General features: G+C 62.1%; 22 protein-coding genes and 1 pseudogene. 15 read left to right on the top strand and 8 right to left on the bottom strand.

Annotated elements, in window-relative coordinates; translation table 11 throughout:
• Positions 1 to 54: 54 nt before the first annotated feature.
• From Mame_RS21645 to Mame_RS27155, 9 genes are all read left to right on the top strand, one after another.
• Positions 55 to 933 (top strand): SDR family oxidoreductase, encoded by an 879-nt coding sequence (locus Mame_RS21645; RefSeq protein ID WP_018063588.1) that lies wholly within the window; start codon positions 55 to 57, stop codon positions 931 to 933.
• Between the two features lie 49 nt (positions 934 to 982).
• Positions 983 to 1,936, top strand: coding sequence for an alpha/beta hydrolase family protein (locus tag Mame_RS21640; protein WP_033409637.1), 954 nt, complete (start codon positions 983 to 985; stop codon positions 1,934 to 1,936).
• Positions 1,937 to 2,128: 192 nt separating this feature from the next.
• A complete protein-coding gene (locus Mame_RS21635; protein ID WP_018063590.1) occupies positions 2,129 to 2,800 on the top strand; it encodes a response regulator transcription factor in 672 nt (223 codons plus the stop codon).
• On the top strand, positions 2,800 to 4,137 hold the full coding sequence (locus tag Mame_RS21630) for a sensor histidine kinase (RefSeq protein ID WP_018063591.1): 1,338 nt from the start codon (positions 2,800 to 2,802) through the stop codon (positions 4,135 to 4,137). The genes Mame_RS21635 and Mame_RS21630 overlap by 1 nt, the downstream gene beginning before the upstream one ends.
• Before the next feature lie 136 nt (positions 4,138 to 4,273).
• Complete coding sequence (locus Mame_RS21625; protein ID WP_210162223.1) at positions 4,274 to 5,215, top strand: enoyl-CoA hydratase/isomerase family protein; 942 nt, start codon at positions 4,274 to 4,276, stop codon at positions 5,213 to 5,215.
• An 81-nt stretch (positions 5,216 to 5,296) separates the two neighbouring features.
• Positions 5,297 to 5,500: a hypothetical protein gene (locus Mame_RS21620; RefSeq protein ID WP_018063593.1), complete on the top strand. Its 204-nt coding sequence runs from the start codon at positions 5,297 to 5,299 to the stop codon at positions 5,498 to 5,500.
• Between the two features lie 6 nt (positions 5,501 to 5,506).
• Positions 5,507 to 5,842 carry an ATP-binding cassette domain-containing protein gene (locus Mame_RS27585; protein WP_335645162.1) on the top strand — a complete coding sequence of 112 codons (336 nt, stop codon included), beginning with the start codon at positions 5,507 to 5,509 and terminating at the stop codon, positions 5,840 to 5,842.
• 179 nt (positions 5,843 to 6,021) lie between these two features.
• A complete protein-coding gene (locus tag Mame_RS21610) occupies positions 6,022 to 6,906 on the top strand; it encodes a DUF3313 domain-containing protein (protein WP_051085077.1) in 885 nt (294 codons plus the stop codon).
• Between the two features lie 170 nt (positions 6,907 to 7,076).
• On the top strand, positions 7,077 to 7,505 hold the full coding sequence (locus Mame_RS27155; protein WP_155122168.1) for a hypothetical protein: 429 nt from the start codon (positions 7,077 to 7,079) through the stop codon (positions 7,503 to 7,505).
• Positions 7,506 to 7,544: 39 nt separating this feature from the next.
• On the opposite strand, the pseudogene Mame_RS27715 reads toward Mame_RS27155, so the two are convergent.
• A pseudogene (locus Mame_RS27715) lies at positions 7,545 to 7,871 on the bottom strand (transposase); the annotation flags it as partial.
• 185 nt (positions 7,872 to 8,056) lie between these two features.
• Between Mame_RS27715 and Mame_RS21595 the strand changes: the two are divergent.
• From Mame_RS21595 to Mame_RS21570, 6 genes are all read left to right on the top strand, one after another.
• A complete protein-coding gene (locus Mame_RS21595) occupies positions 8,057 to 8,845 on the top strand; it encodes a M48 family metallopeptidase (RefSeq protein WP_018063596.1) in 789 nt (262 codons plus the stop codon).
• 605 nt (positions 8,846 to 9,450) lie between these two features.
• Positions 9,451 to 14,106, top strand: coding sequence for an Ig-like domain-containing protein (locus Mame_RS21590; protein ID WP_169929169.1), 4,656 nt, complete (start codon positions 9,451 to 9,453; stop codon positions 14,104 to 14,106).
• A gap of 89 nt (positions 14,107 to 14,195) precedes the next feature.
• Complete coding sequence (locus Mame_RS21585; protein ID WP_018064336.1) at positions 14,196 to 16,382, top strand: type I secretion system permease/ATPase; 2,187 nt, start codon at positions 14,196 to 14,198, stop codon at positions 16,380 to 16,382.
• Positions 16,379 to 17,560 carry an HlyD family type I secretion periplasmic adaptor subunit gene (locus tag Mame_RS21580; protein ID WP_018064337.1) on the top strand — a complete coding sequence of 394 codons (1,182 nt, stop codon included), beginning with the start codon at positions 16,379 to 16,381 and terminating at the stop codon, positions 17,558 to 17,560. The genes Mame_RS21585 and Mame_RS21580 overlap by 4 nt, the downstream gene beginning before the upstream one ends.
• Before the next feature lie 56 nt (positions 17,561 to 17,616).
• Positions 17,617 to 18,021 carry an outer membrane protein assembly factor BamE domain-containing protein gene (gene bamE / locus Mame_RS21575; RefSeq protein ID WP_157624534.1) on the top strand — a complete coding sequence of 135 codons (405 nt, stop codon included), beginning with the start codon at positions 17,617 to 17,619 and terminating at the stop codon, positions 18,019 to 18,021.
• Positions 18,022 to 18,174: 153 nt separating this feature from the next.
• On the top strand, positions 18,175 to 19,686 hold the full coding sequence (locus tag Mame_RS21570) for a TolC family protein (protein WP_155122167.1): 1,512 nt from the start codon (positions 18,175 to 18,177) through the stop codon (positions 19,684 to 19,686).
• Here the strand turns inward: Mame_RS21570 and Mame_RS21565 are convergent.
• From Mame_RS21565 to Mame_RS21535, 7 genes are all read right to left on the bottom strand, one after another.
• A complete protein-coding gene (locus Mame_RS21565; RefSeq protein ID WP_026173396.1) occupies positions 19,683 to 20,477 on the bottom strand; it encodes an alpha/beta fold hydrolase in 795 nt (264 codons plus the stop codon). The genes Mame_RS21570 and Mame_RS21565 overlap by 4 nt on opposite strands.
• Before the next feature lie 2 nt (positions 20,478 to 20,479).
• Positions 20,480 to 21,787 (bottom strand): histidinol dehydrogenase, encoded by a 1,308-nt coding sequence (gene hisD / locus Mame_RS21560; protein ID WP_018064341.1) that lies wholly within the window; start codon positions 21,785 to 21,787, stop codon positions 20,480 to 20,482.
• Positions 21,788 to 21,842: 55 nt separating this feature from the next.
• Positions 21,843 to 22,739 carry an ABC transporter permease subunit gene (locus Mame_RS21555; protein WP_018064342.1) on the bottom strand — a complete coding sequence of 299 codons (897 nt, stop codon included), beginning with the start codon at positions 22,737 to 22,739 and terminating at the stop codon, positions 21,843 to 21,845.
• Positions 22,736 to 23,524: a taurine ABC transporter ATP-binding protein gene (locus tag Mame_RS21550; protein ID WP_018064343.1), complete on the bottom strand. Its 789-nt coding sequence runs from the start codon at positions 23,522 to 23,524 to the stop codon at positions 22,736 to 22,738. The genes Mame_RS21555 and Mame_RS21550 overlap by 4 nt, the downstream gene beginning before the upstream one ends.
• Positions 23,525 to 23,587: 63 nt before the next feature.
• Entirely contained in the window at positions 23,588 to 24,574 is a 987-nt protein-coding gene (tauA, locus tag Mame_RS21545; protein WP_026173397.1) for a taurine ABC transporter substrate-binding protein, read from the bottom strand.
• A 90-nt stretch (positions 24,575 to 24,664) separates the two neighbouring features.
• Positions 24,665 to 25,360: a cysteate racemase gene (cuyB, locus tag Mame_RS21540; protein WP_018064345.1), complete on the bottom strand. Its 696-nt coding sequence runs from the start codon at positions 25,358 to 25,360 to the stop codon at positions 24,665 to 24,667.
• Position 25,361: 1 nt separating this feature from the next.
• A complete protein-coding gene (locus tag Mame_RS21535) occupies positions 25,362 to 26,564 on the bottom strand; it encodes a DegT/DnrJ/EryC1/StrS family aminotransferase (protein WP_018064346.1) in 1,203 nt (400 codons plus the stop codon).
• Positions 26,565 to 26,568 lie beyond the last annotated feature (4 nt).

Here is a 26,568-nt window from a genome sequence, read left to right as displayed (position 1 = left end):
TCGGGCTTCAAAAAGCCAGCAGAGAAACCAGGGGACTTATTTGAGGGATATGAAATGCGCATTTTTCTAACCGGCGCGACCGGGTTCATCGGTTCGGCGATCGTGGCCAACCTGCTCGACGAGGGACACCAAGTCTTGGGACTGGCGCGGTCGGAACCGTCTGCCGAAGTCTTGCGGCAAGCGGGTTGTGATGTCCTGAAAGGCGATCTGCGTGATCTGGAGAGCCTGCGCCGGGGCGCGGAGCAGGCGGACGCTGTCATCCACACGGCCTTCGATCATGATTTCTCACGCATGGCGGACAACTGCGAGATGGACCGCATCGCGATCGAGGCGATGGGCGGCGCCCTTGCCGGATCGGGCAAAAGGTTCATCGTCACATCAGGCCTGCCGCCCTTGATGGGACGGGTTTCGACCGAGACCGACATCCTGCCGGCCGGTGCCCATGGCATGCCACGCGTGTCGGAGCAGGTGGCGATGGCGCTGACAGACAGCGGCGTCAGCGTGTCGGTGATCAGGATGCCGCAGGTCCACGACCGCAATCGGCAGGGATTTGCCTCCTATCTGATGGATCATGCGCGCAATCACGGCGTCTCGGCCTATGTCGGCGACGGACAAAACCGCTGGCCGGCGGTTCACCGGCTCGATGCCGCCCGGCTTTACGGTCTTGTCCTCGACAATGGTGTGAGTGGCGAGCGCTATCATGCTGTGAGCGAAGAAGGCGTGACAGTCCGCGACGTCGCCGAAGCGATCGGCAAACGGCTGGATGTGCCGGTGAGGTCGCTTTCCGAAGAAGACTCGGCTGGCCACTTCGGCTGGCTCGACCGGATCGCGCGCATGGACGTTCCCGCATCCAGTCACCTGACAAGGCAGAACCTGCAATGGCAACCCCTGCAGAAGGCCGGACTCATCCAGGACATACTGGACTCGGTCTGAACGAAGGCCTGCCCCCTGAAACATCATCCCGCGAATGGAGACCAAGATCATGTCCGAACCAACCGTAAAACCGGACAGGCCACCGGTACCGATGGCGACACCCATCCTTTCCTTCAGTCCGGTGACGTTCGAGGTCCCGGGTCGACAGGCGCCGCTCGAAATGCGGGTCGTTGTCCCGGCGACGGGCGACAAACTGCCGGTGCTCCTGCTGTCTCACGGCCACGGCTCGTCCAATTTCATCGCCTCGATGCGAGGCTATGGCCCGCTGGTCGACTTTTATGCCTCCCACGGCTTTGTGGTGATCATTCCAACGCACCAGAATTCCAAGACACTCGGCCTCGATACGAGCGGTCCCGAGGGGCCGTTGTTCTGGAAATCGCGCCCGAGGGATATGAGCTTCATCATCGATCATCTCGATGAGATCGAAACCGCCGTCCCCGGCCTTGCGGGACGTATCGACAGGAACCGCATCGCCGCGGTGGGGCATTCCCTGGGCGGTCACACCGTCGCCATGCTGGCCGGCATGCGCGTGAAGGATCCCGCAAATGGTGAAGACGTGGACCTCTCCGAGCCACGAATAAAGGCGGCCGTCCTGTTCTCGCCGCCGGGCAGCGGAAGCGATGCGTCCGCGACAATAGCCGAACGCTATCCGGCCCTGGTCAACAGCGACTTCAGCTTCATGACGACGCCTTGCCTGGTCGTGACGGGCGACAAGGACATCAACCCGATGTTCTCCGAGCGCGCGGACTGGCGGGCCGACGCCTACCGGCTTGCTCCGGCCCCCAAGTCGCTGCTGACCGTGCGGGATGCCGGACACATTTTCGGCGGCATATCGGGCTATGACGCGGCGGAAACATCGGACGAAAGCCCTGAACGCGTTGCCGCCATCCAGCGCATCACCTGGGCCTATCTCAGAACCGCGCTCTATCCGGATGATCCGGCCTGGAGCACGATAAAGAGCGAGACTGAAACCGGCTCTCAGGCACGGATCGACAGCAAATAGACAGAGGCTTAAAAGCCGATTTCCGGGGGCGGACGATTGCGCCGCCGGAATGATTTGTCCGCCATGGACCTGTCGTCCGGTCCCAGCGTTCGGCCAAGGCTTGCCCCCCGAAGCGTTCAACCCTTGTATCCCCGTAATGCTGTTGCAATCTTGGTAGGAAAGACTGCTGCCTGCAGAAAACACGGAGAAGCGATGAGGCTCCTGCTGATTGAAGATGAACGGGAGTTGGCAACTGCGCTGTCGGCTGCGCTGAGCAGACACGGCATTGTCATCGACCATACCGTGTATCTTGCGGATGCATTTGAGCTTACACGTCAAAACACATACGACGCCATTCTGCTGGACCGGCGCTTGCCGGATGGCGAGGGCCTGACATTCATTCCGAAGCTGAGGCGGGCCGGGGTTGATACGCCCGTCATCGTGCTGACCGCCAGAAATGAGCCGATGGAGCGTGTCGAGGGGCTGGACCTCGGCGCGGACGATTATCTTGGAAAGCCGTTTCTCATCGAAGAACTGATGGCGCGGGTGCGCGCCCTGCTGCGACGTCCGCCAACCCTGGAGGAACAGACTATCCGGGTGGGGCGATTGCAGATCGATCCGCTGAATCTCGATGTCACGTCTGGCACCGTGCCGCTCGATCTTCCCAGGCGTGAACTTCTGGTCCTTCAGGCGCTTGCCAGGCGGAAGGGAAAGACCGTCCTCCGTTCCACGCTCGAGGTCGCGGTCTATAACTACGAGGAGGAAATACAATCCAACGCTCTTGATGCCCATATTTCGAGGCTGCGAAAGCGGCTGGCGGACGCCGAGGCGGGGGTAACGATCCACAATATCCGCGGTGTCGGCTATCTTCTGAGGGAGGAATGATGCGCCCCGGACGCCAATCCAATCCCTCGCTCCGGTGGCGATTGAGCTGGCAGCTCAGTCTCGTGATTTCGGTCGTCATTGCTGGGGTCATCCTCGGGCTTTGCGTCTATGGCACGATGGTTCTTTCGCCCAATGTCGCCATGGAGCAGGAGGTCAAATCCGCCGTGGCGGGAGCGATTGAGCGCGATCGTCATGGCACGCTCGCACTCAGAGAAACGCCGGCGCTTCGATTGTTGATGGAACGGAACGACAGGCTTTGGTTCGTGGCCGCCACAACCGACGGGGCCTCTCTCTCCCGCGGAACTGTTCCCGCAAACTATGCCGCCATTTCTCCGCTGGTGAGCCTGTTTCATTCGGCCGATATTCGCGGAGCAAGCGGTGTGCGTGAAATCGCTTCGATCGAGGACGTCGAGACGCCGATCGGGGAAGTCAGGATTCTCTTCGGCGGCATCGCCGGCAAAGGGTGGCCTGTTTTCACGATCTTCAAAGAGGCCTATCCGATCTACCTCTCGTTGCTCGCAATTGCGCTGCCGGCCATCTTTCTCGCGGTTCCCCGCATCGTCGGGCATGCAATCGCGCGCGTCAGCGACGTTGCTGACATGGCGTCGCAAATTGAACCCCACCGGCATGGGGACCGTCTTCCCGTGGCTGGCATCCCCAAAGAGGTTGCTCCTCTGGTCATAGCATTCAACGGCGCGCTCGACCGGATCGAGAATGAGTTCCGAAAACGCCAGCGCTTTTTGATCGACGCGGCGCATGAACTAAGGACGCCGATCGCGATCGTGCAGACGCGCATCGAGGGTCTGTCCGAAGGGCCGGAGCGCCGGCGATTGCTGGATGATGTCGCGCGCCTGGCGGATATGGCGGAACAACTCCTCGATTTCGAACGCGGCAACCAGACGATCGATCTCGACGAAACGGTGGATCTCGTCGATATCGCGCGCACGGCGGTGGCGGATCTCGCGCCGCTTGCAATCGCGGCAGGTTACGAGATGTCGTTTCATGGCGAGGCAGAGTGCGTCGAGCGCAAAGGCGATAGCTCGGCCCTGCGTCGCGCGATCGGCAACCTCATCCGCAACGCCATCGAGCACGCCGGCGGCTATGGGACGATCACGGTTTCCGCTTTGGCGGACGGCGAAATCAGCGTGAGCGACGAAGGGCTGGGCATCCCGGCAGATCAGCAGGACCTGGTGTTCGAGCCGTTCTACCGCGTGGTCCCGAACAGCCGCGGGGCAGGCCTTGGATTGAGCCTGGTAAAGCAAATCGTCGAAAAACATGGCGGGCATGCCAGTATCGAAAGCGGCTCCTACGGCACCAAGGTGACAATGCGGCTTTGAGCACGAAGGGCATTCGCGGCGCGGCGTGTAATGTCCACGCAATTCTTGCGTTCCATTGTTGCTCGCGAGCGACCGTTGCAGCCTGCGGCGGTGTTGAAACGAGAGCAAGCTTTATGACAAACGACAATCGCACATCGTGGGCGAGCGGCTGGCGGGCTTCATTGCCAGCCGAGGTCCTCGCGCGCATCTCAATCGCAGTTTTTATCGCCCGTTCCCGGAGGCTGTGTCCATGACCTGGGATCCGAGCGCGGAATGGACGGGCTATGCCGCACCAACATCGTTCGATGACTATGCGAAGCGCTACGAGCGCTTCTTCAGGATGCGACGCGAGGGCGGCATCATCGAGTTGCGCATGCACACCGACGACGGCCCCTACAGACATACCCACGCCGCCCACAACGCCTGGGCCCGCGTCTGGCAGGATGTCGGCAATGATCCCGAGAACCAGGTGCTGATCCTGACCGGCACGGGCGACCAATGGATGATGGGCGATCCGAAAGGGCTCAACCCGAAACCGGCGTCGGAACTGGATCCGGATCACATCTTTCAACGGATGATGGACGGGTGGAAGCACATCGAAAACTTCATCTACAGCATCGACATGCCCACCATCGCGGCCGTCAACGGCCCCGGCGTCCATACGGAGTTCGCGCTTTTGTCCGACGTCACCTTTTCAGCGCCGGATGCAGACTTCATGGATCCACACTTCTGGTTGGGAAGTCCTCCGGGCGACGGGCAGGGCATGGCGCTGCAAGCCCTGATGGGGCCAAAGCGCGCCGCGTATTATATCTACGCAGCGAAATCCATTCCGGCGCCAATGGCCCTCGAACGCGGTCTCGTCAACGAGATATTTCCCCGGGACGAGCTTCTCGAAAGGGCCTGGGACCTCGCCCGCTACATGATGAAACGGCCGCGCTACACGCGCTGGGCGACCCACAACATCCTGTCGCGACACTGGAAGAAGGCGATCTCCGAAGACTTCGGTTTCCACATGGCGCACCAGATGCTGGCCAACGTCGCGAGCCAATCGGTTGTACCGGATCCGGCGCTGTTGGCCGAGCCCCGCAATCCCTTTTGACCAGTCATCGGGTTGTTCTGCCAAGTAGTCGAAGCTGCCCGCTTTGTCTGCTCGGCAGGGCACATTTTTCCCGGAGTGAGCATGATTGACGATCACCAATATCCCATCGCCGTGCAAAGACACGGACAATTCCCATTGACGCGCCGCGCACTGCTCGCCGCCTCGTTGGCGACCATTGCCGCCGCCCCGGTCTCGAAAGCCTTTGGTGGTAGCTTGCAACCCGCGAGGGCGCAAAGCAACCCCGAATGCGCCTTCGCCTATGCCTACGTCTATGTCCTGGGGTAGGCCGGAATGAGCATCATTGGGCGCTGCCGGTCCCCGATGCGCGGAATGGCGCCGGCCATCCAATCGCATGCAATTCTTCCTCTCGCGGACGGGGAGACGCGTCATACCAACCAGCCTCTCGACAAAGGAACCGCAGCCGGCATCAGAGCGCATCGACTTACCAAGAGATACGGGAAAAAGCTGGTGGTGAAGGATCTGTCATTCACCGCGGAACCGGGCGTCATTACCGGCTTCCTCGGTCCCAACGGAGCGGGCAAGAGCACAACCTTGCGGCGGCAACTTTCGCGCTTGGGATTGCCAGCATCCTGGCATTCGTCTTGCGAGAGGCCTGACTGGCCTTAGAGCATCATTCGGTGGAGACCGCATCCCGAAGCAAAGGGTGCCTTGAGCTTCCGTACATTCATGCCAACGGCAAAATCGTCCTTCCTTAGAGCAGTCTGTAATGTTGCGGCAATCCCAAGCTCGCACCGTCCCTCCAACATCGGTGACGGAGGCTATAAAGCGTGACCAACAATCCATCAATTTTCGCGTTCCGGGGATTTGCCGCTCCTCCGCGACGATTCCCATTGAGAGTTCTCAGCCTGGCCTTGCCGGTGATTGTTGCGATATCCGGATGTGCCTCGGTGCCTCTGAAGGACGCTGGAACACTGACCTCCTACAGCAATCTCGGTGCTCCCAAGGGAAAGCTGTCAAAGAAGCGAATTTACGTGGATGGCAAAGGTCTAGCAGCGGCGAAGACGGCCAGCATCGTGCCGACCACATACGCATTCGGCGCTGCATCCCGTGTCAAAGCGCGGGCCGACCGTTCAATGGTGTCCAATGCACTGGATCGGGCACTCTGCGTCGCGCTGAGCGAAAAATATCAGATGGTTCCAGCCGGCCAGCCGGCGGATATCACGATCCGGTCCGTCATCACCAACGTTGTTCCGACAAACAAGACGGCGGCGGGAATTGCAACCGTCGTGACCGTGGGCGGCGGATTCGCCATACCTAGCGATGTTCCCTTCGTCGGCGTGCCACGCCTGCCCATCGGCCTGGGTGGGCTGGCAGTTGAATCGGAGGCGGTTGACAGCGGCGGCGTCCAGCGCGCGGCGATCGTCTGGGCGCGCGGGGCAAACGCGATCCAGGACAATCCTCGCGTTTCGGAGGTGGGCGACGCCTATGGCCTCGCATCAAAGTTCGCGAGTGACTTTTCCGAAATGCTCATCGCTGGCAAGGAGCCAAAGATGTGGGACATTTCCCTTCCAACGAGGCACGGCGTGCAATCCTGGCTGGGCGGAAAACCCAAATACCCCGCTTGTGACGCCTTTGGCCGAGCGCCCGGGGTGTTGGGCGCCATCGCGGCCAATTACGGGCTGCCACCGGAATGGACCGAAAAGAAACCCAAACCGCTCGCGACGCACTGATGCCTTCCAGCCGCCGCGCGAACGGAGCCTTGCTCTTGCTGTTCGAGGCCAGTTGCCGAGGCAAACGAACTCTTCAGCTTCGACGACCTGCAATACGACGGCAATCCATCCTCTTCGGTCCGTGCGAATTCCCGATCGACGCCTTCAGGATAACCAGGAGATTGACCCCCATGAGCCAACACGAAGGGCGGTTCCAACCAAACATCAGCTTTAAGCAGAATGCGACAACTGCGCCAATTGCAGGCCGTCGTTTTACTTGGAGCCTAGCGTTCATCACGGCCTTGAGCGTGCTCATCTCGCTACAGGCCGCCATGGCCGCCGCGCCCTCGGCTGCGGTCAAACAAGCGTGCGGAGCGGAAATCCGCTCCGTTTGTCTACGGCCGTGGCGGCTTACGCCTGATGCCATATCGGCCTGTGTCGAGGAGAACAGTTCGAAACTGTCTCCCGTTTGCCAGGCTTTTTGGGTCACCGCCAGTATGTGCCAGTCAGAAATGAGAGACGTATGCGGCGGGTTGAACCCATTCACAATCAAGAGCTGCCTGAAAAACAAGAAACACGCGTTTTCGCAAGTATGCCAGGAAACCCTGAGCGCAGAATAGTGTTCTTTCAGCATCCGGTCCCTTGGAGCGTTGTGCGTCCTATGGGACGCAGAAAGGACGCTCTAACTCATTGAACAGGTTCATATCCGGCGCCTTCGAAGTAATTCTTGCATCCAGACGAGGAGAGCGTTTGGATTGCTTCGCCGATCCTTTCCCAGGGGATGGCGACGGTCCGACAGGCAACGGCCTGAAGGCAGCCCTGAGTTTGGAAAAGGCCATTTCGCTTGAGTTGAGGTCGGGGGAATAGGGCGGAAGGAAACGCAAACTTGCCCCCTGCCTCCTCAATGGCTTCGCGCACGACCGCGACTTAAGGGCAGGCAGATTGTCCAGAACGACGCTATCGCCGGGCATGGGCGTCGGGACGAGAACCTGTTCGAACGCCGTAAGCTGGCCAAGAGTACAGGCCGCGCCGTTGCCGCGCTCGCCCTCAGAACCGGCTTCCCGTCAATCTTTACTGTAATTCAAAAGTATCACGTTGTGTTACAGGCTGGATTGAAACTTCGTTATGCATGATGCGGCACGCGTGAATACAGTACGGGTTTTCGCGGGGAATGCGCATCGGAATGAAGAACAGACATAAATCGGCCTGCTGGGCGCGGGCCTTCACGGGTTTTCTTTCATGCCGCGCCGGCGGCATCGTCATCATGATGGTTCTGTCCGGCCTTGCCGGATGCCAGGCCGTCAACCCTGGGCCGGCGCCGCGGGAGCAAAGCGAGGCGGACGCCTTTCGCCGTCGCCTGGTGCAAGAATCCGGCGGGCTGTACAGTAACCCCGAGGTTTCGCGGGAACTGGCTGAAATCGGTAAGAGACTATCTGAGGCCGCCGGCGGAAGGCCGATGACCATCCTTGTGCTGAACTCGCCGATACCCGATGCCTATATCGCGCCGGGCGGATATATCTATCTGACGCGGGGGCTACTCGCGCTGACCGATGATGAGAGCGAGATCGCGGCCGTCGTCGCGCACGAGATGGCCCATATCCTGTCCGGTCACGCGGAAGCCCGCGCCCGCCTTGGGAGGCAGGCGGCCATCTCCAGCGCGGACATTGCCGCGGCCCTGCCGGACAGTGATCGCGTGCGTGCGCTTCTCGCCGACGCCAGCGCGCAAGTCGCGGACCTTTCCCGGCAACAGGAACTGGAAGCCGACGCGATGGCCATCCAATTGCTGGCCGAGGCTGAATACGACCCCGCGGCGCTGGTGCGTTTCCTGAAAACCATGCAGTCCATGGACGCGCCGCCTGGCGCAAGGCGTTCTTACAACACTTCCCATCCCTTGCCCTCGGACCGTATTGAGCGGGCCGAGGCGCTGACGGCCAGCTATCAGCCCGAAGTTGCGGAATGAAAAGTCAAAATGACGGGTTCCGGCGTTATCGAAGATGGCCAGGACGTAAGTCAACGCTAAGTTTCCATTGAGTTTTAGAAGGAAGGACGGCCGTCCGAATGGACACGGCAGCGCTCGCCGCTTGCGCAGCGATAGCTGTCGTCCGGCCGTTTTATGATTCACAACCTAAGGACGAATAAGAAAAAGAGAAAACTTGTGGAAAACTATCGCATGCAACCATAAAATGCGCTTGCCCTGGCTGGTTTCAAGCTCGCCCTGATTGTCATGTTTCTGTAATATTGGATTCAATCATCTGATTGGATTTACAGTGGGAATCGGCCGCGCTTCGAGCTATTTCACATCCCGTGACCTCAAGATCGCGCGATTATATATGTAAAAACATTACTTTATGAAAAATACGAAAATTCATCTCCGGTTCAGAAAAAATGACTTACACGGCTTGCAGACGACGCAAGTATGCGCTACTGACCTCCGTTAAAGTGGTAGTTAACAATCCACTACACGGGTCCCCAACATAGCGAAGCAGTGCGCCGATGAGCAAGCGTCTTTGCACCGTGAGAGTGTGGTAGCGCTGTCATTCAATGAGTTTTTTGAGGAGTACTCCCATGGATGCAATCATTATCGACAAGAGCGACGGCTCCCAGCATCGTCAGCCCGTAACCGGTCTGCAGCTTGACGAGGCGTCTGTAGTCAAGCTTCCCATCGCGCCGGAAAGCGTTGTTTCGTTCGAACAGAACGGCAACGATCTCCTGATCGTCACGGCCGCCGGGGAGACAATCGTTATCGGCGACTTCTTCATCGATTTCGATGACGAGCGCAGTGAACTGATCCTTGTCGACGATGACGGCATTGCATGGTGGGGGCAGTATTCCGGTCCGTGGAGCGACTTCGCCTTCGCCGAGATCGGCGCTGATGGTGTGGCGCCATTCCCGTTCGCGGCGCTGGGCGGACTTGCCGCCGCCGGGGCCGGCGGCCTGGCCTTTGCCGGGGGCGGAGACGACGACGATGCCGCGCCCGTATTCCCGGTGGTCGACGTACAGGATATCACTGACGACCCGGCCGGCGACCGCGTGACGGTCAGCGGTAGCAGCACGGGCGACTACATTGTCGTTTCCTACCCGGACGAAAACGGCAACATTGTCACGTCCGAGCCCATTCCGGTCGATGAGAACGGAAACTGGTCGTATGAAATTCCGCGCGACAACATTGCCGAGGGTGATGTTGAGGTGATTGGAACTGTTACTGACGAGAATGGCAACCCGGTCGAGGACGAAAACGGCAACCCGATTTCCGATTCAGACACCACAAATCTGGACCTGACAGACCCCTCGGTCGTTGTGGATATCGAAAACAACGGCCAGACTGGCAATGTGACCTTCACCTTCTCGGAAGCGGTCACCGGTTTCGATGCGTCCGATGTCAGCGTTGGCAATGGCACGCTCTCGAACCTCACCAAGGTCAACGACACCACCTGGACAGCGACGGTCGCCCCGACCGCCACCGGCGATGTCACGGTTGCCGTCGGCGACGGCTCCTATACCGACCTTGCCGGCAACCCCGGTACGCAGGGCTCCGACGCCGAAGCCTTCGACCGCACCGCGCCGACGGTCGGCGTCGAGATCACCGATAACGGCCAGGACGGCACGCTGGTGCTGACCTTCTCGCCGGATACCGATCGCGACAGCTTCGATCCGGCAGCCGATCTTGAGCTGGAAAATGCCGATCTCGGCACGGATGGCACGTGGTCGACCGATGGCGACGGCAACCAGGTCTGGACCGCAACCATCACGCCCACCGGCAATGGCGAAGTCACGGCCACCGTCACCGACGGTTCCTACACCGACACGGCCGGTAATGAGGGCTCGGAAGGCACCGACACCGAGACCTTCGACGTCGACGGCCCGTCCGTCGTGGTCGATATCGAGAACAACGGCCAAACCGGCAATGTGACCTTCACCTTCTCGGAAGCGGTCACCGGCTTCGATGGCAGCGACGTGACCGTTGGCAACGGCACGCTCTCCAACCTCACCAAGGTCAACGACACCACCTGGACGGCAACGGTCACCCCGACCGCCACCGGCGATGTCACTGTTGCCGTCGGCAACGGCTCCTATACCGACCTTGCCGGCAACCCCGGTACGCAGGGCTCCGACAGCGAAGCCTTCGACCGCACCGCGCCGACGGTCGGCGTCGAGATCACCGATAACGGCCAGGACGGCACGCTGGTGCTGACCTTCTCGCCGGATACCGATCGCGACAGCTTCGATCCGGCAGCCGATCTTGAGCTGGAAAATGCCGATCTCGGCACGGACGGCACGTGGTCGACCGATGCCGACGGCAACCAGGTCTGGACGGCGACCATCACGCCCACCGGCAATGGCGAAGTCACGGCCACCGTCACCGACGGTTCCTACACCGACACGGCTGGTAATGTTGGCTCGGAAGGCACCGACACCGAGACCTTCGACGTCGACGGCCCGTCCGTCGTGGTCGATATCGAGAACAACGGCCAAACCGGCAATGTGACCTTCACCTTCTCGGAAGCGGTCACCGGCTTCGATGGCAGCGATGTCAGCGTTGGCAACGGCACGCTCTCCAACCTCACCAAGGTCAACGACACCACCTGGACGGCAACGGTCACCCCGACCGCCACCGGCGATGTCACTGTTGCCGTCGGCAACGGCTCCTATACCGACCTTGCCGGCAACCCCGGTACGCAGGGCTCCGACAGCGAAGCCTTCGACCGCACCGCGCCGACGGTCGGCGTCGAGATCACCGATAACGGCCAGGACGGCACGCTGGTGCTGACCTTCTCGCCGGATACCGATCGCGACAGCTTCGATCCGGCAGCCGATCTTGAGCTGGAAAATGCCGATCTCGGCACGGACGGCACGTGGTCGACCGATGCCGACGGCAACCAGGTCTGGACGGCGACCATCACGCCCACCGGCAATGGCGAAGTCACGGCCACCGTCACCGACGGTTCCTACACCGACACGGCTGGTAATGTTGGCTCGGAAGGCACCGACACCGAGACCTTCGACGTCGACGGCCCGTCCGTCGTGGTCGATATCGAGAACAACGGCCAAACCGGCAATGTGACCTTCACCTTCTCGGAAGCGGTCACCGGCTTCGATGGCAGCGATGTCAGCGTTGGCAACGGCACGCTCTCCAACCTCACCAAGGTCAACGACACCACCTGGACGGCAACGGTCACCCCGACCGCCACCGGCGATGTCACTGTTGCCGTCGGCAACGGCTCCTATACCGACCTTGCCGGCAACCCCGGTACGCAGGGCTCCGACAGCGAAGCCTTCGACCGCACCGCGCCGACGGTCGGCGTCGAGATCACCGATAACGGCCAGGACGGCACGCTGGTGCTGACCTTCTCGCCGGATACCGATCGCGACAGCTTCGATCCGGCAGCCGATCTTGAGCTGGAAAATGCCGATCTCGGCACGGATGGCACGTGGTCGACCGATGGCGACGGCAACCAGGTCTGGACCGCAACCATCACGCCCACCGGCAATGGCGAAGTCACGGCCACCGTCACCGACGGTTCCTACACCGACACGGCCGGTAATGAGGGCTCGGAAGGCGCCGACACCGAGACCTTCGACGTCGACGGCCCCTCCGTCGTGGTCGATATCGATATCGACGATAACGGTCTGGGCGGTGACGTCACCTTTACTTTCTCCGAAGACGTCGACGGTTTCGACGCCTCCGACATCAGCGTCAACAACGGTACGCTGTCGAACCTGCAGCAAGTTGACGGTCATACCTGGACCGCTAGGGTGACGCCTGAAAAGGCCGGGGGTGACCTGACCGTCACGGTTGCCGACGAGAGCTATACCGACAAGGTCGGCAATCTCGGCTCTGAGGGTACGGATACCCAGGCATTTGAGCGCAATGCTCCGCTCGCATACGAGGACGATATCAGCCTGCAGCTTGCCGGCGATGACTTCATCAGCGACGAGAACTTCAACATCGCCTTCGTTCTCGATTTCAGCGGGAGTGTGGACAACACCGAAGCCCACCAAATGCTGGAGGCCGTCAAAGCTGCCGGTCAGGCCTTCTTCGAAGGCACGACGGGCGATGTACAGATCCAGCTCGTGGCGTTTTCTTCGGACGCCAGTTCGACGGTATCCTTCAGCAGCTATGCCGAATTCGCGGCGCAGGTCGATGCCTGGGATTCACAGCGTCCCTATAGCGGCCAGACCAACTACACGGCGGCCGTCAACGAGACGATGGAGTCCTATCAGCCTATCGACGGTTACAATAATCGCGTCTACTTCATGAGCGATGGCGAGCCGACCCGTCAGTATGAAACCGACGGCAACGGCAATATCGAGCATTCGTTGCAGAGCGCTACCCAGACTGCATGGAACGATTTCGTTGCAAACAACCAAATCGACGTCCAGACGGTCGGCATCGGCCAGGGCGTCACGGTGCCCCGGCTGCAGGATGTCGATGAGGCCGATGGCGACAACCATGTCGTCCAGGTGGGCAACTTCGACGACCTCGTGGACGAATTGCTCGATGTCCTCAAGGAAGTGGATGTCTCCGGCAATGTGCTGAACGGCGCCGATGGCATCGCCGGTACCGCGGATGACGATCTTCTCGGCATCGATGGCGGCCGCATCCTCTCGATCGATGTCGATGGCGAGACCTACACCTATGATCTGAACGGGATCTCCGACAGTCATGGCGATGCGGTAGGCAACGGCTCGATCCTCAACGTGGAAACCGATCAGGGCGGCAGGCTCGTCTTCGACTTCGAAACCGGCGACTGGACCTATACGGCCGGGCCCGACACGGGCATGGGCGAGGAAAACTTCCGCTACGTGCTCACCGATGACAGCGGTGACACCAGCGAAGCCTCGCTGAAGATCGACGTGCATGAGGAGAACGCCGGCGCCACATCATCTGCCGCGCGCATGGCGATCGAGACCGACAGTGCGGAAGACAGCGGCGAGGCAGCGGGTCAAGGCGCGTTCCACGCGGAAACGCTGGGCCTTGCATCGATCGACGAAGCCTCGGCCGAGGACGATGACGCCAGCGGCGATCATCCGGCCGTCGATGACGATATCAACGTGGCCGACCTTGTCTATGAGGACAATGTCGAAAGCCTCGAGGCCTATCTGCCCGAGGAAAAGCACGCGGATAGCGCGGCGGCAAATGATCCGCAGGACTTCAGCGATCCGGGCACACCCAACATCGATCTCAACGAGCTGGAAGATCACGCCATGATGGTGGGCTGAGCCCCCCATCTGTGCCCATGAAGCACGATTGACAGCCGGGGCTCTGCCCCGGCTGCTGGACCCCTTTTTGCAATAAGTCTGGCGCAGCCATGAATATCCACATCAACAGAAATCGCGAGAGCGGCGAAGAGATCGAGCTTTCGACCGGTACCGTTTCGGCCCGCTGGATCGAGGCCCTGCTGACGGTTGCCGGCCATTACCGGATCGACTGCTCGCCCGAGCAGCTTCGGCTCGCCGATGCCTGGGATAACAGCGGCGACCGCAAGAGAAGTTTCGGCAAGCTTGCCCGCCAGGCCGGGCTTGCGATCCGCTTCATCAGCACCGATCTTCGCAAGATCAACGATATGCGGCTGCCGGTCGTGCTGGTTTTGAAGGATGGCGAGGTTGCCGTCGCCACCCGGCGCAATGGCGACCGGCTGACGCTCGGCTTTTCCGGCGATGGCGGGCTGACATCGGATATCAAGATTGCCGGGATCCGGGACAGGGTCGAACTGGTGGCGGTGATCCGGCCGGCCGGCGGCATGCCGGATGGGCGGATCGACAATTATATCGAGCCGTTCCGCAAACACTGGATGAGATCGATCGTCCTTGCCGATCTCAGGCCCTATGTGTTCATCATGCTGGCCTCGCTTGCGGCCAATATCCTCGCGCTCGCCAGCGTCATCTTCTCCATGCAGGTCTATGACCGCGTGGTGCCGGCGCAATCCTATCCGACGCTGTTCGTGCTCGGCGGCGGCGCGCTCATCGCGGTGATATTCGCCTTTGTCATGCGCCAGATGCGCATGAAGATCACCGATGTGATTGGCAAACGGGCCGATCTGCGCATATCCGACAAGGTCTTCGGTCATGCGCTGCGCGTGAAGAACAGCGCCCGCCCGCAGGCGACCGGCACCTTCATCGCGCAGCTTCGCGAACTCGAACACGTGCGCGAGATGATGACCTCGTCGGCCGTCTCGGCGATCGCGGATATCCCGTTCTTTCTGCTGTTCTGCCTCATCTTCTGGTGGGTTGCGGGCAACCTGGTCTGGGTTCCGGCGGTGGCCGTGCTGCTTCTAATCCTGCCTGGCGTTCTGGCTCAGGGCCGGCTCAGGGCGCTGGCCAAGGCCAATATGCGCGAATCCGCGCTGCGCAACGCCATGCTTGTCGAGGCCGTTCAGGGGCTCGACGACATCAAGCTGCTGCAGGCCGAGGATCGGTTCCAGAACCACTGGAACCATTACAACGCCGTCAACGCCGACAGCGGCATGAAGCTGCGCGATCTCGTCGGCACGCTCGGCAACTGGACGCAGACCGTGCAGGGCATGGTCTATATCGCCGTGGTCGCGGCCGGCGCGCCGGCGGTGATGTTCGGCGACATGACGACCGGCGCGCTGGTTGCCGCCGCCATGCTGTCGACCCGCATGCTGGCGCCGCTCGCCGGCGTGGCGCAGATCCTCAACCGTTGGCAGCAGGCCAAGATCGCCGGCGAAAGCCTCGACAAGATCATGACGCTGCCGGTCGATCATCCCGAAAACGCCAAGCGCATCCACAAGCCGGTGATCAAGGGCGAATTTCAGTTCGCGAATGCGGTCTTTGCCTATGAAAAGGAGCCGGTGCTCACCGTCGAGCGTCTGAAGATCGCGGCGGGCTCCAAGGTCGGCATTATCGGCCGCAACGGCGCCGGCAAGTCGACCCTGCTGCAGGGGCTTTCGGGGCTGATGGAAGCGCGCTCGGGCACGGTTCTGGTCGATGGCGTCAACATTACCCATGTCGATCCGGCCGATCTGCGCCGTCATATCGGCCTTGCCGGCCAGAATGCCCGGCTGTTCTACGGCACGATCCGGGAAAATCTCTGCCTCGGCGCGCCCAATGCCCGCGACGAGGAACTGATTGCCGCCCTTGAGCGCACCGGCGCGTGGGAATTCATCCGCGCCATGCCCGAGGGGCTCGACCGGCAGATCCAGGAAGGCGGTATCGGCCTTTCCGGCGGCCAGCGCCAGGCCATCATCCTGTCGCGCCTGCTGTTGCGCGAACCCTCCGTGATCCTGCTCGACGAGCCGACGGCCGCGCTTGATGAGACCGCGGAGCAGAAAGTGCTTTCCGCGCTTTCGGAACTGGCAGGGGAAACCACGCTGGTGGTCGCCACCCACAAGCCGTCGATCCTGGCGCTGGTGGACCGGCTGCTGGTCGTGTCCAACGGCAAGATCATCATGGACGGACCGCGCGACACGATTCTGACGCGCCTGCGCAAGGGCGAGGCTCTGGCCGCCGGGAAGCGCGAGGTAAAGGTCCAATGAGCGCCGCTTCCTATGACAGCCTTATCGAGGGCGACGATATTTCCGCCAGCGGCGCGAACAGGGTCGTGCTGGTGCTATTCCTGATCCTCGCCGCCTTCTTCGTCTGGGCATACTTCTTCTCCGTGGAGGAGGTGTCGTCGGGACCCGGTACGGTGGTGCCGCTCTCGCATGAACAGGTGATCCAGTCCTTCGACGGCGGCATTCTGGCCGAACTCGATGTCAGCGCCGGCGAGATCGTCGACAAGGGTCAGGTGCTGGCGCGGCTCGATCCGACCCGCGCCAAGTCCGAATATGACGAGACGGCGGCGCGCTACCGCGCTTCGCTGGCCCAGGCGGCCCGGCTGCAGGCGGAAGTCACGGGCGCGGAGGCCGTGACCTTTCCGGCGGCGCTCGACGACTATCCCGAGCTCAGAGCCTCGGAGCAGGCGCTGTTTACGGCCCGGACGGAAAGCTACCATGAATCCATCGCCGATATGGAAGCCGACATGGCGCTGCTCGAGGAGCAGCTTCGCCTGACAACGCCGCTGCTCGCGACCGGGGCGGCGAGCAAGGTCGAACTGATCAAGCTCAAGCGCGACCGGGGCGACATCAAGCTCAGAATGGACGACATGCGCTCCAAATACGTCATCGAGACCGGCGAGAAGCTGGCCGAGGCGCAGGCCGAGGTGCAGTCGTTGCTGTCCACGCTCAACGGGCTGGAGGACACGATTTCCCACACCACGATCCGCTCCCCGGTCCATGGCGTGATCAAGGACGTGGCGGTGACGACGATCGGCGGCGTGATTTCGCCGAACGGCGCGGTCATGACGATCGTGCCGCTCAACGATCAGCTCCTGATCGAGGCCCGGGTTTCCCCGCGCGATATCGCCTTCATTCACCCCGGCCAGGACGCGCTGGTGAAAATCACCGCCTATGATTACTCGGTCTACGGCGGACTTGACGGCACGGTCGAGAACATCTCGCCGGACACGATCCGCGACGAGATCAATCCGGAAAACCTCTATTACCGGGTCTATATCCGCACCGCCTCCGATGCGCTGGTGAATGCGGCCGGCAAGCGGTTTCCCATTTCCCCCGGCATGATCGCGACCGTCGATATCAAGACGGGCGAAAAGACCGTCTGGGACTATCTCATCAAGCCGCTCAATCGGGGCCGGGAGGCTCTCAGGGAGCGCTGATCGCATGAAAGGCCCGACAGGGCGAAATGATGTCAATGAAACTGAAGGAGAGAGAAATGCTGAAGACCATATCCATCGCCGTCCTCACGGGCGTTCTGTCCGCCGGTGCCGCCAGCGCGGGCATGCTGAATGTCCATAACCCGAACATGCGGTTTGACAGCGTGTCGCCGGCGCTGACCGAACTCGACGCCTATTTTGTCCGCCCCGGCAAGCCCGTCACCGTCGATCGTGTCCGCGAGATCCAGCTCGGCGCTTCGCGGAACGACGTTGCCTCTCTGCTCGGCCAGCCCGTAAGCATGGCCAAGAATGGCAAGGCGTGGGATTACAATCTCAAATTCGTCACGGCGGAGGACGGCGAGATCGTCTGCCAGTACAAGGTCCTGTTCGGCAATGGCAACGCGGTTGAAGAAACCGTATGGCGTCGCCCGCAATGCCGAGACCTCGTGATCGGTCGCAACTAAGTTGTGGATAACGAATCAATCGGTTATGTTGATTCATAACTGATTCGTTCTTCTCCCGCAGCAATCTGTGCGTGCGTTGTCCGCTCGGGAACAAAGCAGTCCTGGGAGGCCGGTTTTGGGCGCTTTCTCAAGACCGCATAGCATGGAAACGCGGTGACACAATATATTATGCACTGTGCGGCTCCTGCCGCACGGCGTCTGTTGCTCGCACTTTGCGTCGGCGTGGCCGGTGGCGTTGCCGGTTGCTCGACAAGTGGAGCTGGACGACCCTCCGTATCATTCGAAGACAGGACCGGATCGATCCAGCAGGATCGGCCGGAAATCGACAAGCCTGCGGACCTGACGGCGGCCGGCCAGAGCATTGACGGTCTGGTGCAGGTGGCGCTTTACCAGAGCCCGGCGATGATCGAGAGCGCCGCTACGATTCGCGAGGCAACCGGCAATATCGATGTCGCCAAGGGTGGCTACCTGCCGACGGTCAGCGGCGGCGTGACCGGTGGCGTCGGCGATGCCGACGATCCGTCCTTCGTGCTTTCAGCCAACCAGTTGCTGTTCGATTTCGGCAGAACAGACCGCGAGGTGGCGCGCGCCGACCTTTCCGCACAGGAAGCCGTGCTGGAGTTTCAGGCCAATGCCGATCAGGTGCTGATGGACGTGCTGACCGCCTACGCCGAATTCAGCCGCTACCGCAACAATGTCAAAATAGACCAGGAACGGGTCAAGCGGCTCGGCGAGTTGAGCAATCTGATCGGCCAGCGCGCATCGGCGGGCGCTACCACCCAGCCGGATGTGCTGGCGGCGCAAAACAGCCTCGAGAAAGCGCGTCACGATCTGCTCGAAATGCAATCCGAGCGCGACCGGGCCGCCAATCAGCTTCGTGAATATTCGGGGCCCTTCGCCATCGATCTCAATGTGGACTTGGAGAAGGTCCCAGGAGCCTGCACGCCGGCGCCGACGGTGCCCGATACGCTTCCGGACGTGGCGCTGGCGCATCTGGAAATCGCCCAGGCCCAGCTTGAATATGAAGACGCCCAAAAGGCGCGCCTGCCCGGCGTCTCGGCCGAGGCCTATGGCCGCCAGCCGCTTTATGACGAGGGGTTCAGGGTGGGCATCAATTTCAACGTGCTGCCGACGCTGTGGCAGGGGGGCGCGATCGAAGCGGCGAGAAGGGCGGCCGAGGACGCTCTTGCCGCCGCGAAGGCGCGCCTCGACAAGGTGCGCCAGACCGCCTCGCTCGATGCGCTTGACGCCGGAACCGCCATGACCAACGCCCGTCAGTTGATTGCATCCGCGAACACCCAGACGAAATTGCTCGATCAGACCCGGGCGCTTTATCGCAGCCAGTATTTCGATCTCGGCACCCGCAACCTCAATGACCTGCTGGATGCGGAGGAGGATTACTACAACGCCCTGATCGAGCGCAGCGACAGCGAGCGCGACCTCGACATCGCGCTGTTGCAATGCCATCTCACCGGCGGCACGCTCCGCTCCGCTCTCGGCCTCTCCAATGTGACGCTGTACGGCTATCCCATCGACAGTTTCGGCGTCGATGTCGGTGAGGAGGAGGCGGCTCCGTCGGAAAAAGCGGAAGAACCCTCGCAACCCCAGCCGCTTCCGGTAACAAATGCGATCGGAAGTAAGACACTTTTTCCCGAGGCGGGTTAGCGAAAAGGGCCAGGCGTCCATGCCGGGCAACTGTCGTCGGACAGAAAATCCGCAACGATCATATTGAAAATCTCCGGCTTCTCCATGTGCACGTTATGCGCCGCGCCGGGCACGACGGCGAGGCGGCAGCCGGGGATGTTTTTCCAGAGCGTCTCCGGCTGGCTCCAGCCATAGGAGCGGTCGCCATCGCCCCAGACGACGAGCGTCGGCATCGGGAAATGTGGAAGCGCCGCGGTGCCGTCCCAATGCTCCCAGGCGGTGAGGCTGGCGAGTGCCGCCTGAAGGCTGGCGCGCGCCCCTTCGGCGACGCAGATTGCATAACCTTCCGCGTCGGCGCCCTTCATGAACCATGTCGCGGCGATGCGGGCGGCGGTCGCTTCGAGGCCGTCGGATCGTATGCGCCGGCGGGAGGTTTCGATCGTCTCGAAGCGGTTCGGCAGAACGCCCACCGGTCCCGTGCCATAGAGAACGAGCTTTTCGATCCGCTCCGGCGCCATCGCCGCCATCTGCTGGACCACCATGCCGCCCATGGAATGGCCAAGCAGGCGGAAGCGTTCGACGCCGAGAGCATCCAGCGTCTCGAACACCAGCCGGGCGTGGCCATCGATGCTTTCGGGCGCTTCGAGATGGCTGCTCGCGCCGAAGCCGGCAAGGTTTGGCGCGATGCAGCGGAAGCGTCCGGCAAAGGCCGCGAACTGGCCGTCCCACATGCCCGCGCCGCCAAGATAGCCATGGACCAGCACCAGCTCCGGGCCTTCGCCCTCGTCCCGGCAGATGAGCGGCCCCGCCACCTTCACTCGACCGCCGCGAGGTCGAAATTCTCGCCGGGGAAATATTTCGCCAGTCGGATGTCGGCGGTGCGGGCGTGGCCTTCCATGCCCTCAAGCCGCGAAATCCGCGCGGTGGCGAGCGCCACCGGCTTCGAGGCGTCCCGGCTTGAACGCTGCCAGGTCACCACCTTCAGGAACTTGTGCACCGAAAGCCCGCCGGTATAGCGCGCGGCGCCGGAGGTGGGCAGCACATGATTGGTGCCGGCGGCCTTGTCGCCATAGGCCACGGTGGTCTCCTCGCCGAGGAACAGCGAGCCGTAGCATTTCAGCCGGGCAAGCCACCAGTCGAGGTTCTCGGCCTGCACGCTCAGATGTTCCGGCGCGTAGTCATCGGCGGTCGCGGCAACCTCCTCGATTGTGTCGCAGACAATCACCTCGGCATAGTCGCGCCAGGCCGCTTCCGCGCTTGCCCGGTTCGGCTCGGGCAGGCTGTCGATGAGGCCGGGCGCGAGCGCCATCACCTTCTCGGCAAGCGCGCCGCTGTCGGTCACCAGCCAGACAGGGGAATTATAGCCGTGCTCGGCCTGGCCGACGAGATCGGCGGCGACGATTTCGGGATCGGCGCTGGCGTCGGCAATCACCAGACTGTCGGTCGGACCGGCGAACATGTCGATGCCGACGCGGCCGAACAGGATGCGCTTGGCTTCCGCCACGAACTGGTTTCCGGGGCCGACCAGAATATCGGCCTTCGGCTGGCCGAACAGGCCGAAGGCCATCGACGCTACGCCCTGCACGCCGCCCATGGCGAGGATGCTGTCTGCGCCGCAAAGATCGGCGGTGTAGAGAATGGCGGGATGGACGCCGGTTTCCGGCCGGGGCGGCGAGGCGACCGCGATATGCTGGCAGCCTGCGACCCTGGCCGTCGTCACCGTCATGATCGCCGAGGCGACATGGCTGTAGCGCCCGCCCGGCACATAGCAGCCGGCGGCCTGGCATGGGATGATCTTCTGGCCGGCGAAGAAGCCGGGCGCGATCTCGATTTCGGTCTCGCTCAACGTCGCCTTCTGGGCCTCCGCGAACCGGCGGATATTGTCGTGGGCAAAGCGGATATCGTCCTTAAGCTTCTGCGGCAGGCTGGCGGCCGCAGCCTCGATCTCCGCGCGGGTGACGACGATATTGCCGTCATAGCGGTCAAACTTCTCGGCATAGGCTTTTGCCGCTTCCTCGCCGCCCGCCTCGATCTCGTCGAGGATGGTCTGGACGATCCCGGTCACGGCGGCGGCATCGCTTTCAGCGGTCTTGAGCGCCTTCTTCAGATATGTACGCGGCACGAAACACCCCCTTCACATCGGGATATTGCAGGAAACGGAAACAGGGCAGGGGGCTTTAAGCCTTGCCCTTCCATGGCACCAGCCTGCGCTCGAGAAAGCGCATCAGCATGTCGAAGGCATAGGCAATGGCCGCGATCACGATGATGCCCATGATCACCGTCGGGGTCTGCAGGAATTGCGAGGCCGACAGCACCATGTAGCCGATGCCCTTGGTGGCGGCGACCATTTCGGCGGCCACCAGCGTGGTCCAGCCGAAGCCGATGCCGATGCGCATGGCGGTCAGGATTTCCGGCAGGGCGGACGGCAGGATCACGTAGCGCATCACCTTCCAGCGGCTGGCGCCGAAGGAATAGGCGGCATGGATCTGCTCGATCGCCGCCGATTTGACCCCGGAACGGGCGCCGAGCGCCACCGGCGCGAACACCGACAGGAAGATCAGCAGCACCTTGGAGGTCTCGCCAATGCCGAACCAGATGATCATCAGCGGCAGATAGGCAAGCGGCGGGATCGGGCGGTAGAATTCGATCGGCGGATCGAAAATGCCACGCACCAGCGGGCTCATGCCCATGGCAAGCCCCAGCGGTATGCCAATCACGCAGGCCAGAAGAAAAGCGCTGAACACGCGGGCGGCGGAAATCAGGATATGGACGTAGAGCGGCGTGCCGGTGAAACCGTTCTGCATCGTGTCGAAGAACTTCGCCACGATCGCCACCGGCGACGGTACGAATAGCGGCTTTACCAGCCCGAGCGCGGTGACAGCCCACCAGATCCCGATCAGGACGAGGATGGTGACGAAGCTGAGGATCACCGTGTCGCCATAGCCCGGCACGCCGTAGGTCTCGCCCGGCCGCGTCGCCCGCCCCTTGGCAAGGCGCGCGATGAGGCCGCCGCTTTTCCTGCGCGGCGCGGGACCTTCTGTCTCCGCCGGCTTGGTCTTGGTGATATCGCTCATGCCGCATCTTCCTCGTCGGCGAAGATGATGGAGAGCACCTCCTCGCGCAGTTTGATGAATTCGGGCGAGGCCTTGACCTCGCGCGCTTTGGCACCCTCGATGAACTGGCGTGAAAATGGCAGGTCGAAGCGGTGGGTGATGCGGCCGGGGCGCGGCGACATCACGATCAGCTTCGTGCCCATGAAGAGCGCTTCCTCGACGCTGTGGGTAATGAAGAACACAGTCTTTCTGGTGTTGTCCCAGATTTTCAGAATGAGTTCCTGGGCCTTTTCGCGCGTCAGCGCGTCGAGCGCGCCCAGCGGCTCGTCCATCAGCAGCACGCGCGGGTCGCAGGTCAGCGCCCGGGCAATGCCGATGCGCTGCTGCATGCCGCCCGAAAGCGCATAGATCGGGGAATCCTCGAAGCCCGTAAGGCCGAGCAGCGCGATGAATTTTTCGGCGATCTGGTCGCGCTCGGCCTTGGGGCGGCCCTGCAGCTTCAGCCCGAAGGCGACGTTTTCGCGCACCGTCAGCCACGGCATCAGCGCGTGCTTCTGGAACACCACCGAGCGGTCGGCGCCGGGGCCCTCGACCTTGTGGCCGTCCAGCAGGATCTCGCCGCTGGTCGGCGACAGGAAACCCGCGATGAGATTGAGAAGCGTCGATTTTCCGCAACCCGAAGCGCCGAGCGCCACGACGAAATCGCCTTCGCCAAGCGAAAGGTCGATCTCCCGGAGCGCCTCCACCGGCGCGTTTCCGCTGGCGGAGGGATAGACGACGGAGGCCCTGTTGATTTCCAACACCATGATCGTGGTCCCATCTGCCCCCGGACCTTGCGGGCCGGGGGCGTTGCGTGGAGATTGCCGGGCCTATTTCGCGGCTTCGGCGTAGTCGACGTTGACGAAGGGCGCGTAGTCTTCGGCGACGTTATCGATGCGGCCCGCGGACTTCAGGAATTCGGCCGTACCCTTGATGGTCTCGGCAGCGCCGCCGAGCCAGGTATCGGAAACCTGTTCCGACAGCGGCAGGAAGGCGAAGCCTTCGAGAATGCCCGGAACCTGTGACGGATCGGCGCCGGTCGCCTCGGCGAGCGTCTTCACCGGCTCGCTGTCGGCGGTCCATTTCGAGGGATCGGCGAGATACTCCTTGTTGACCCGGTCGACCTCCTTCAGAAAGGCGACGATCTGGTCCTTGTTCTCTTCGCCGAATTCGGTGTTGACCACCCAGGCGTCGAAGGTCGGGTAGCCCCAGGCGGCAGTTTCGTCCGCGCCGAGCAGAAGCGTGCCGGTTTCGGAAATCTGCGCCTGGACGGGCTGCCAGATCCAGGCGGCGTCGATGGCGTTCTGTTCCCAGGCGGCGGCGATCTGATCCGGCGGCATGTTCATGATGGTGACGTCGCCCTCGGCGATGCCCTCATGCTTCAGCGCGCCCATCAGCGAGAAATGCGCGGTCGAGCCGACCGGCACGGCAATCCGCTTGCCCTTGAGGTCGGCCAGCGTCTCGATGCCGGAATCCTTGGCCACGATCAGGGATTCCGCCTTGCCGATCACATCCGAAAACGCGATCATCTGCAGGTCCACGCCCTGGCTGGCGGCAATGGCGAGCGGCGAGGAGCCAAGCTCGGACAGAACCACGTCGCCGGATGCCATGGCAGCGATCACATCCGTGCCGGCGGCAAATTTGCGCCACTCGACATCCCAGCCGGTCGCCTGTTCAACGGCGTCGGACGAGGCCAGGAGCTGCATCGGCGTCGGGTTGCCGAAATGGCCGATAATCACTGTTTCTGCAAAGGCGGCGCCTGACATCAGCACGGTGACCGAGCCTGCGATCACGCCAGTCATCAAAGTTTTCAACATTCCACTCTCCAGATTTGGTTTGGCGCGGGCATTGTTATTGTTGTTGAGGCTGAGACCGCTTCCCGCATTGCAGGTTCAGCCGTTATTCTGTCACGTCTCCTGCCCGCTTGAAAAGGCGATGCATGCGCCGGCCAGAAGATCGATCGTGTCAATGGAATGGGCCGCCGGATCGACGGCGCCTGAGACCAGCGACAATTCCGAACAAGCAATCAGCAGCATGTCCGCGCCTTCGCAGATCAGCGCGCGGGAAGCCACCGTCATCTGCGCGCGGGCATTGTCATCCGCGCCGTGGATCTTGATGTGGCGGATCAGTTCCAGAAGAGGGCCGTCGTCGGCAAGATAGAGCGGAATGCGACCGGTGCCGGTAAAGGCCTTGTCGAAAACCCCGGTGATGCGCAGGGCGGGCGACGCCAGCATGCCGATCTTCGCGCCGGGCCGGGTTTCGGAGCTGATCGCGTCGACCGTCAGCCTCACCATGTCGATGAAGGGAATGGCGACCGCATTGCGGATTTCTTCGGCATAATGATGGGCGGTGTTGCAGGGCATGGCGAGCGCTTCCGCCCCGAATGCCTCGATCTTTTGCGCCATGCCGGCAATCACCGGGCCGGGGTCCTCGCCGCCGCCCTCGATCAGCGCCTTGATGCGCGAGGGAACCTGCGGGTTGTTGTCGACGATCATCGGCACATGGTCGGCATCGTCCCTGGCCGGCGTGGCGGCAATAATGCGGCTCATCAGAAGCACCGTCGCCTCCGGCCCCATGCCGCCGATAATCCCGATCCGCCGCATGTTACGCAGCCCCCTTGAGGCGCATCTGTTCGCCGCAATGGATGATGATCGCGGCGATATGGGCGCAGTCATCGATGCTGAAGGTCAGCGGGATGCGCATGTCGAACAGGCCGGAAAGCACCCGATCGGTCTTGGGCAGCGCCTGATCGGCGATGAAGCGCCAGCTATGATGATTGCTGGTAAAGGCGACGGGATCGGCATCGCCGAACCATTTGAGCTCGACGCCGAGCGCCTTCGCATTGGCCACGAAGGCGCGGGCCGCGTCAGGCGCGATGTCTTCCGCCAGAAACTGGATGGAACTGCCGACGGGATGCTCCGCCGCCGGGCGCTCGGGCAGATGGAACAGGCCGGAGGACTTCAGCGCTGTCTCGATGGTGCTATAGCGGTCGTTCCAGCGCTCGATATTCTTTTCAAGTCCGGCGAGTTGCGGGCGCAGGATCGCGGCGCGCAGATTGTCCATCCGGCCCGAGCAATTGGGCGTTTCGAGCCGCGCCTTTTCGAAATGGCTCCTGGCGGGCGCCGCGCCATGGCGCTCGTAAAGCATGTAGGAGCCGGAGAGGATGATGGCGCGGGCCATGAAATCCGGATCGTTGGAAGTGAGTAACCCGCCCTCGCCGGAATTCATGTGCTTGTAGGTCTGGGTGCTGAAACAGGCGGCAAGGCCGAAATTGCCGCTTTTCGTGCCGTTCCAGTCTGCCCCCATCGTGTGGGCGCAATCCTCGATCACCGTCAGGCCGTGACGGTCCGCGATCGCCATCAGCCGGTCCATGTCGGCGATATGGCCGCGCATGTGGGAGAGCAGTAGAAACCGCGCGCCGGCGGCCTTTTGCTCCAGATCGTCAAGGTCGATCACCAGATTGCGCGTGCATTCGACGAGCACCGGCTTTCCGCCGGCGTTGACGATCGCGCCGGGCACCGGCGACAGCGTGAAGCCGTTGGTCAGCACCGGCTCGCCGTGCTTCAGGCCGGCCGCCATCAGCGCGATATGCATGGCATAGCCGCCGGAGGCGCAGGCGAGGCAGTAATCCACGCCCTGAAAGGCGGCGAATTCCGCCTCGAGCAGCGCCGCCTCCGCGGTCTCGCCGGCAACCGTGTTGTAGCGATGCAGCCTGCCGCTTTCGAGCACGCGGATAGCAGCGGCAATCGCCGCCTCGCCAAGCGGTTCCTGCTGGGTAAACGTGCCCGCAAACGGTTTCGGTGCCATAAAG

This window comes from Martelella mediterranea DSM 17316 (genome assembly GCF_002043005.1).
GTDB classification, from domain to species: domain Bacteria; phylum Pseudomonadota; class Alphaproteobacteria; order Rhizobiales; family Rhizobiaceae; genus Martelella; species Martelella mediterranea.
This window is presented reverse-complemented; position numbering and strand designations above follow the sequence as displayed.

Coding starts and splice junctions, on each gene's coding strand:
- Mame_RS21645 (WP_018063588.1), top strand. CDS start 55: ATGCGCATTTTTCTAACCGGCGCGACCGGGTTCATCGGTTCGGCGATC.
- Mame_RS21640 (WP_033409637.1), top strand. CDS start 983: ATGTCCGAACCAACCGTAAAACCGGACAGGCCACCGGTACCGATGGCG.
- Mame_RS21635 (WP_018063590.1), top strand. CDS start 2,129: ATGAGGCTCCTGCTGATTGAAGATGAACGGGAGTTGGCAACTGCGCTG.
- Mame_RS21630 (WP_018063591.1), top strand. CDS start 2,800: ATGCGCCCCGGACGCCAATCCAATCCCTCGCTCCGGTGGCGATTGAGC.
- Mame_RS21620 (WP_018063593.1), top strand. CDS start 5,297: ATGATTGACGATCACCAATATCCCATCGCCGTGCAAAGACACGGACAA.
- Mame_RS27585 (WP_335645162.1), top strand. CDS start 5,507: ATGAGCATCATTGGGCGCTGCCGGTCCCCGATGCGCGGAATGGCGCCG.
- Mame_RS27155 (WP_155122168.1), top strand. CDS start 7,077: ATGAGCCAACACGAAGGGCGGTTCCAACCAAACATCAGCTTTAAGCAG.
- Mame_RS21595 (WP_018063596.1), top strand. CDS start 8,057: ATGCGCATCGGAATGAAGAACAGACATAAATCGGCCTGCTGGGCGCGG.
- Mame_RS21590 (WP_169929169.1), top strand. CDS start 9,451: ATGGATGCAATCATTATCGACAAGAGCGACGGCTCCCAGCATCGTCAG.
- Mame_RS21585 (WP_018064336.1), top strand. CDS start 14,196: ATGAATATCCACATCAACAGAAATCGCGAGAGCGGCGAAGAGATCGAG.
- Mame_RS21580 (WP_018064337.1), top strand. CDS start 16,379: ATGAGCGCCGCTTCCTATGACAGCCTTATCGAGGGCGACGATATTTCC.
- bamE (WP_157624534.1), top strand. CDS start 17,617: ATGCTGAAGACCATATCCATCGCCGTCCTCACGGGCGTTCTGTCCGCC.
- Mame_RS21555 (WP_018064342.1), bottom strand. CDS start 22,739: ATGAGCGATATCACCAAGACCAAGCCGGCGGAGACAGAAGGTCCCGCG.
- Mame_RS21550 (WP_018064343.1), bottom strand. CDS start 23,524: ATGGTGTTGGAAATCAACAGGGCCTCCGTCGTCTATCCCTCCGCCAGC.
- tauA (WP_026173397.1), bottom strand. CDS start 24,574: ATGTTGAAAACTTTGATGACTGGCGTGATCGCAGGCTCGGTCACCGTG.
- cuyB (WP_018064345.1), bottom strand. CDS start 25,360: ATGCGGCGGATCGGGATTATCGGCGGCATGGGGCCGGAGGCGACGGTG.
- Mame_RS21535 (WP_018064346.1), bottom strand. CDS start 26,564: ATGGCACCGAAACCGTTTGCGGGCACGTTTACCCAGCAGGAACCGCTT.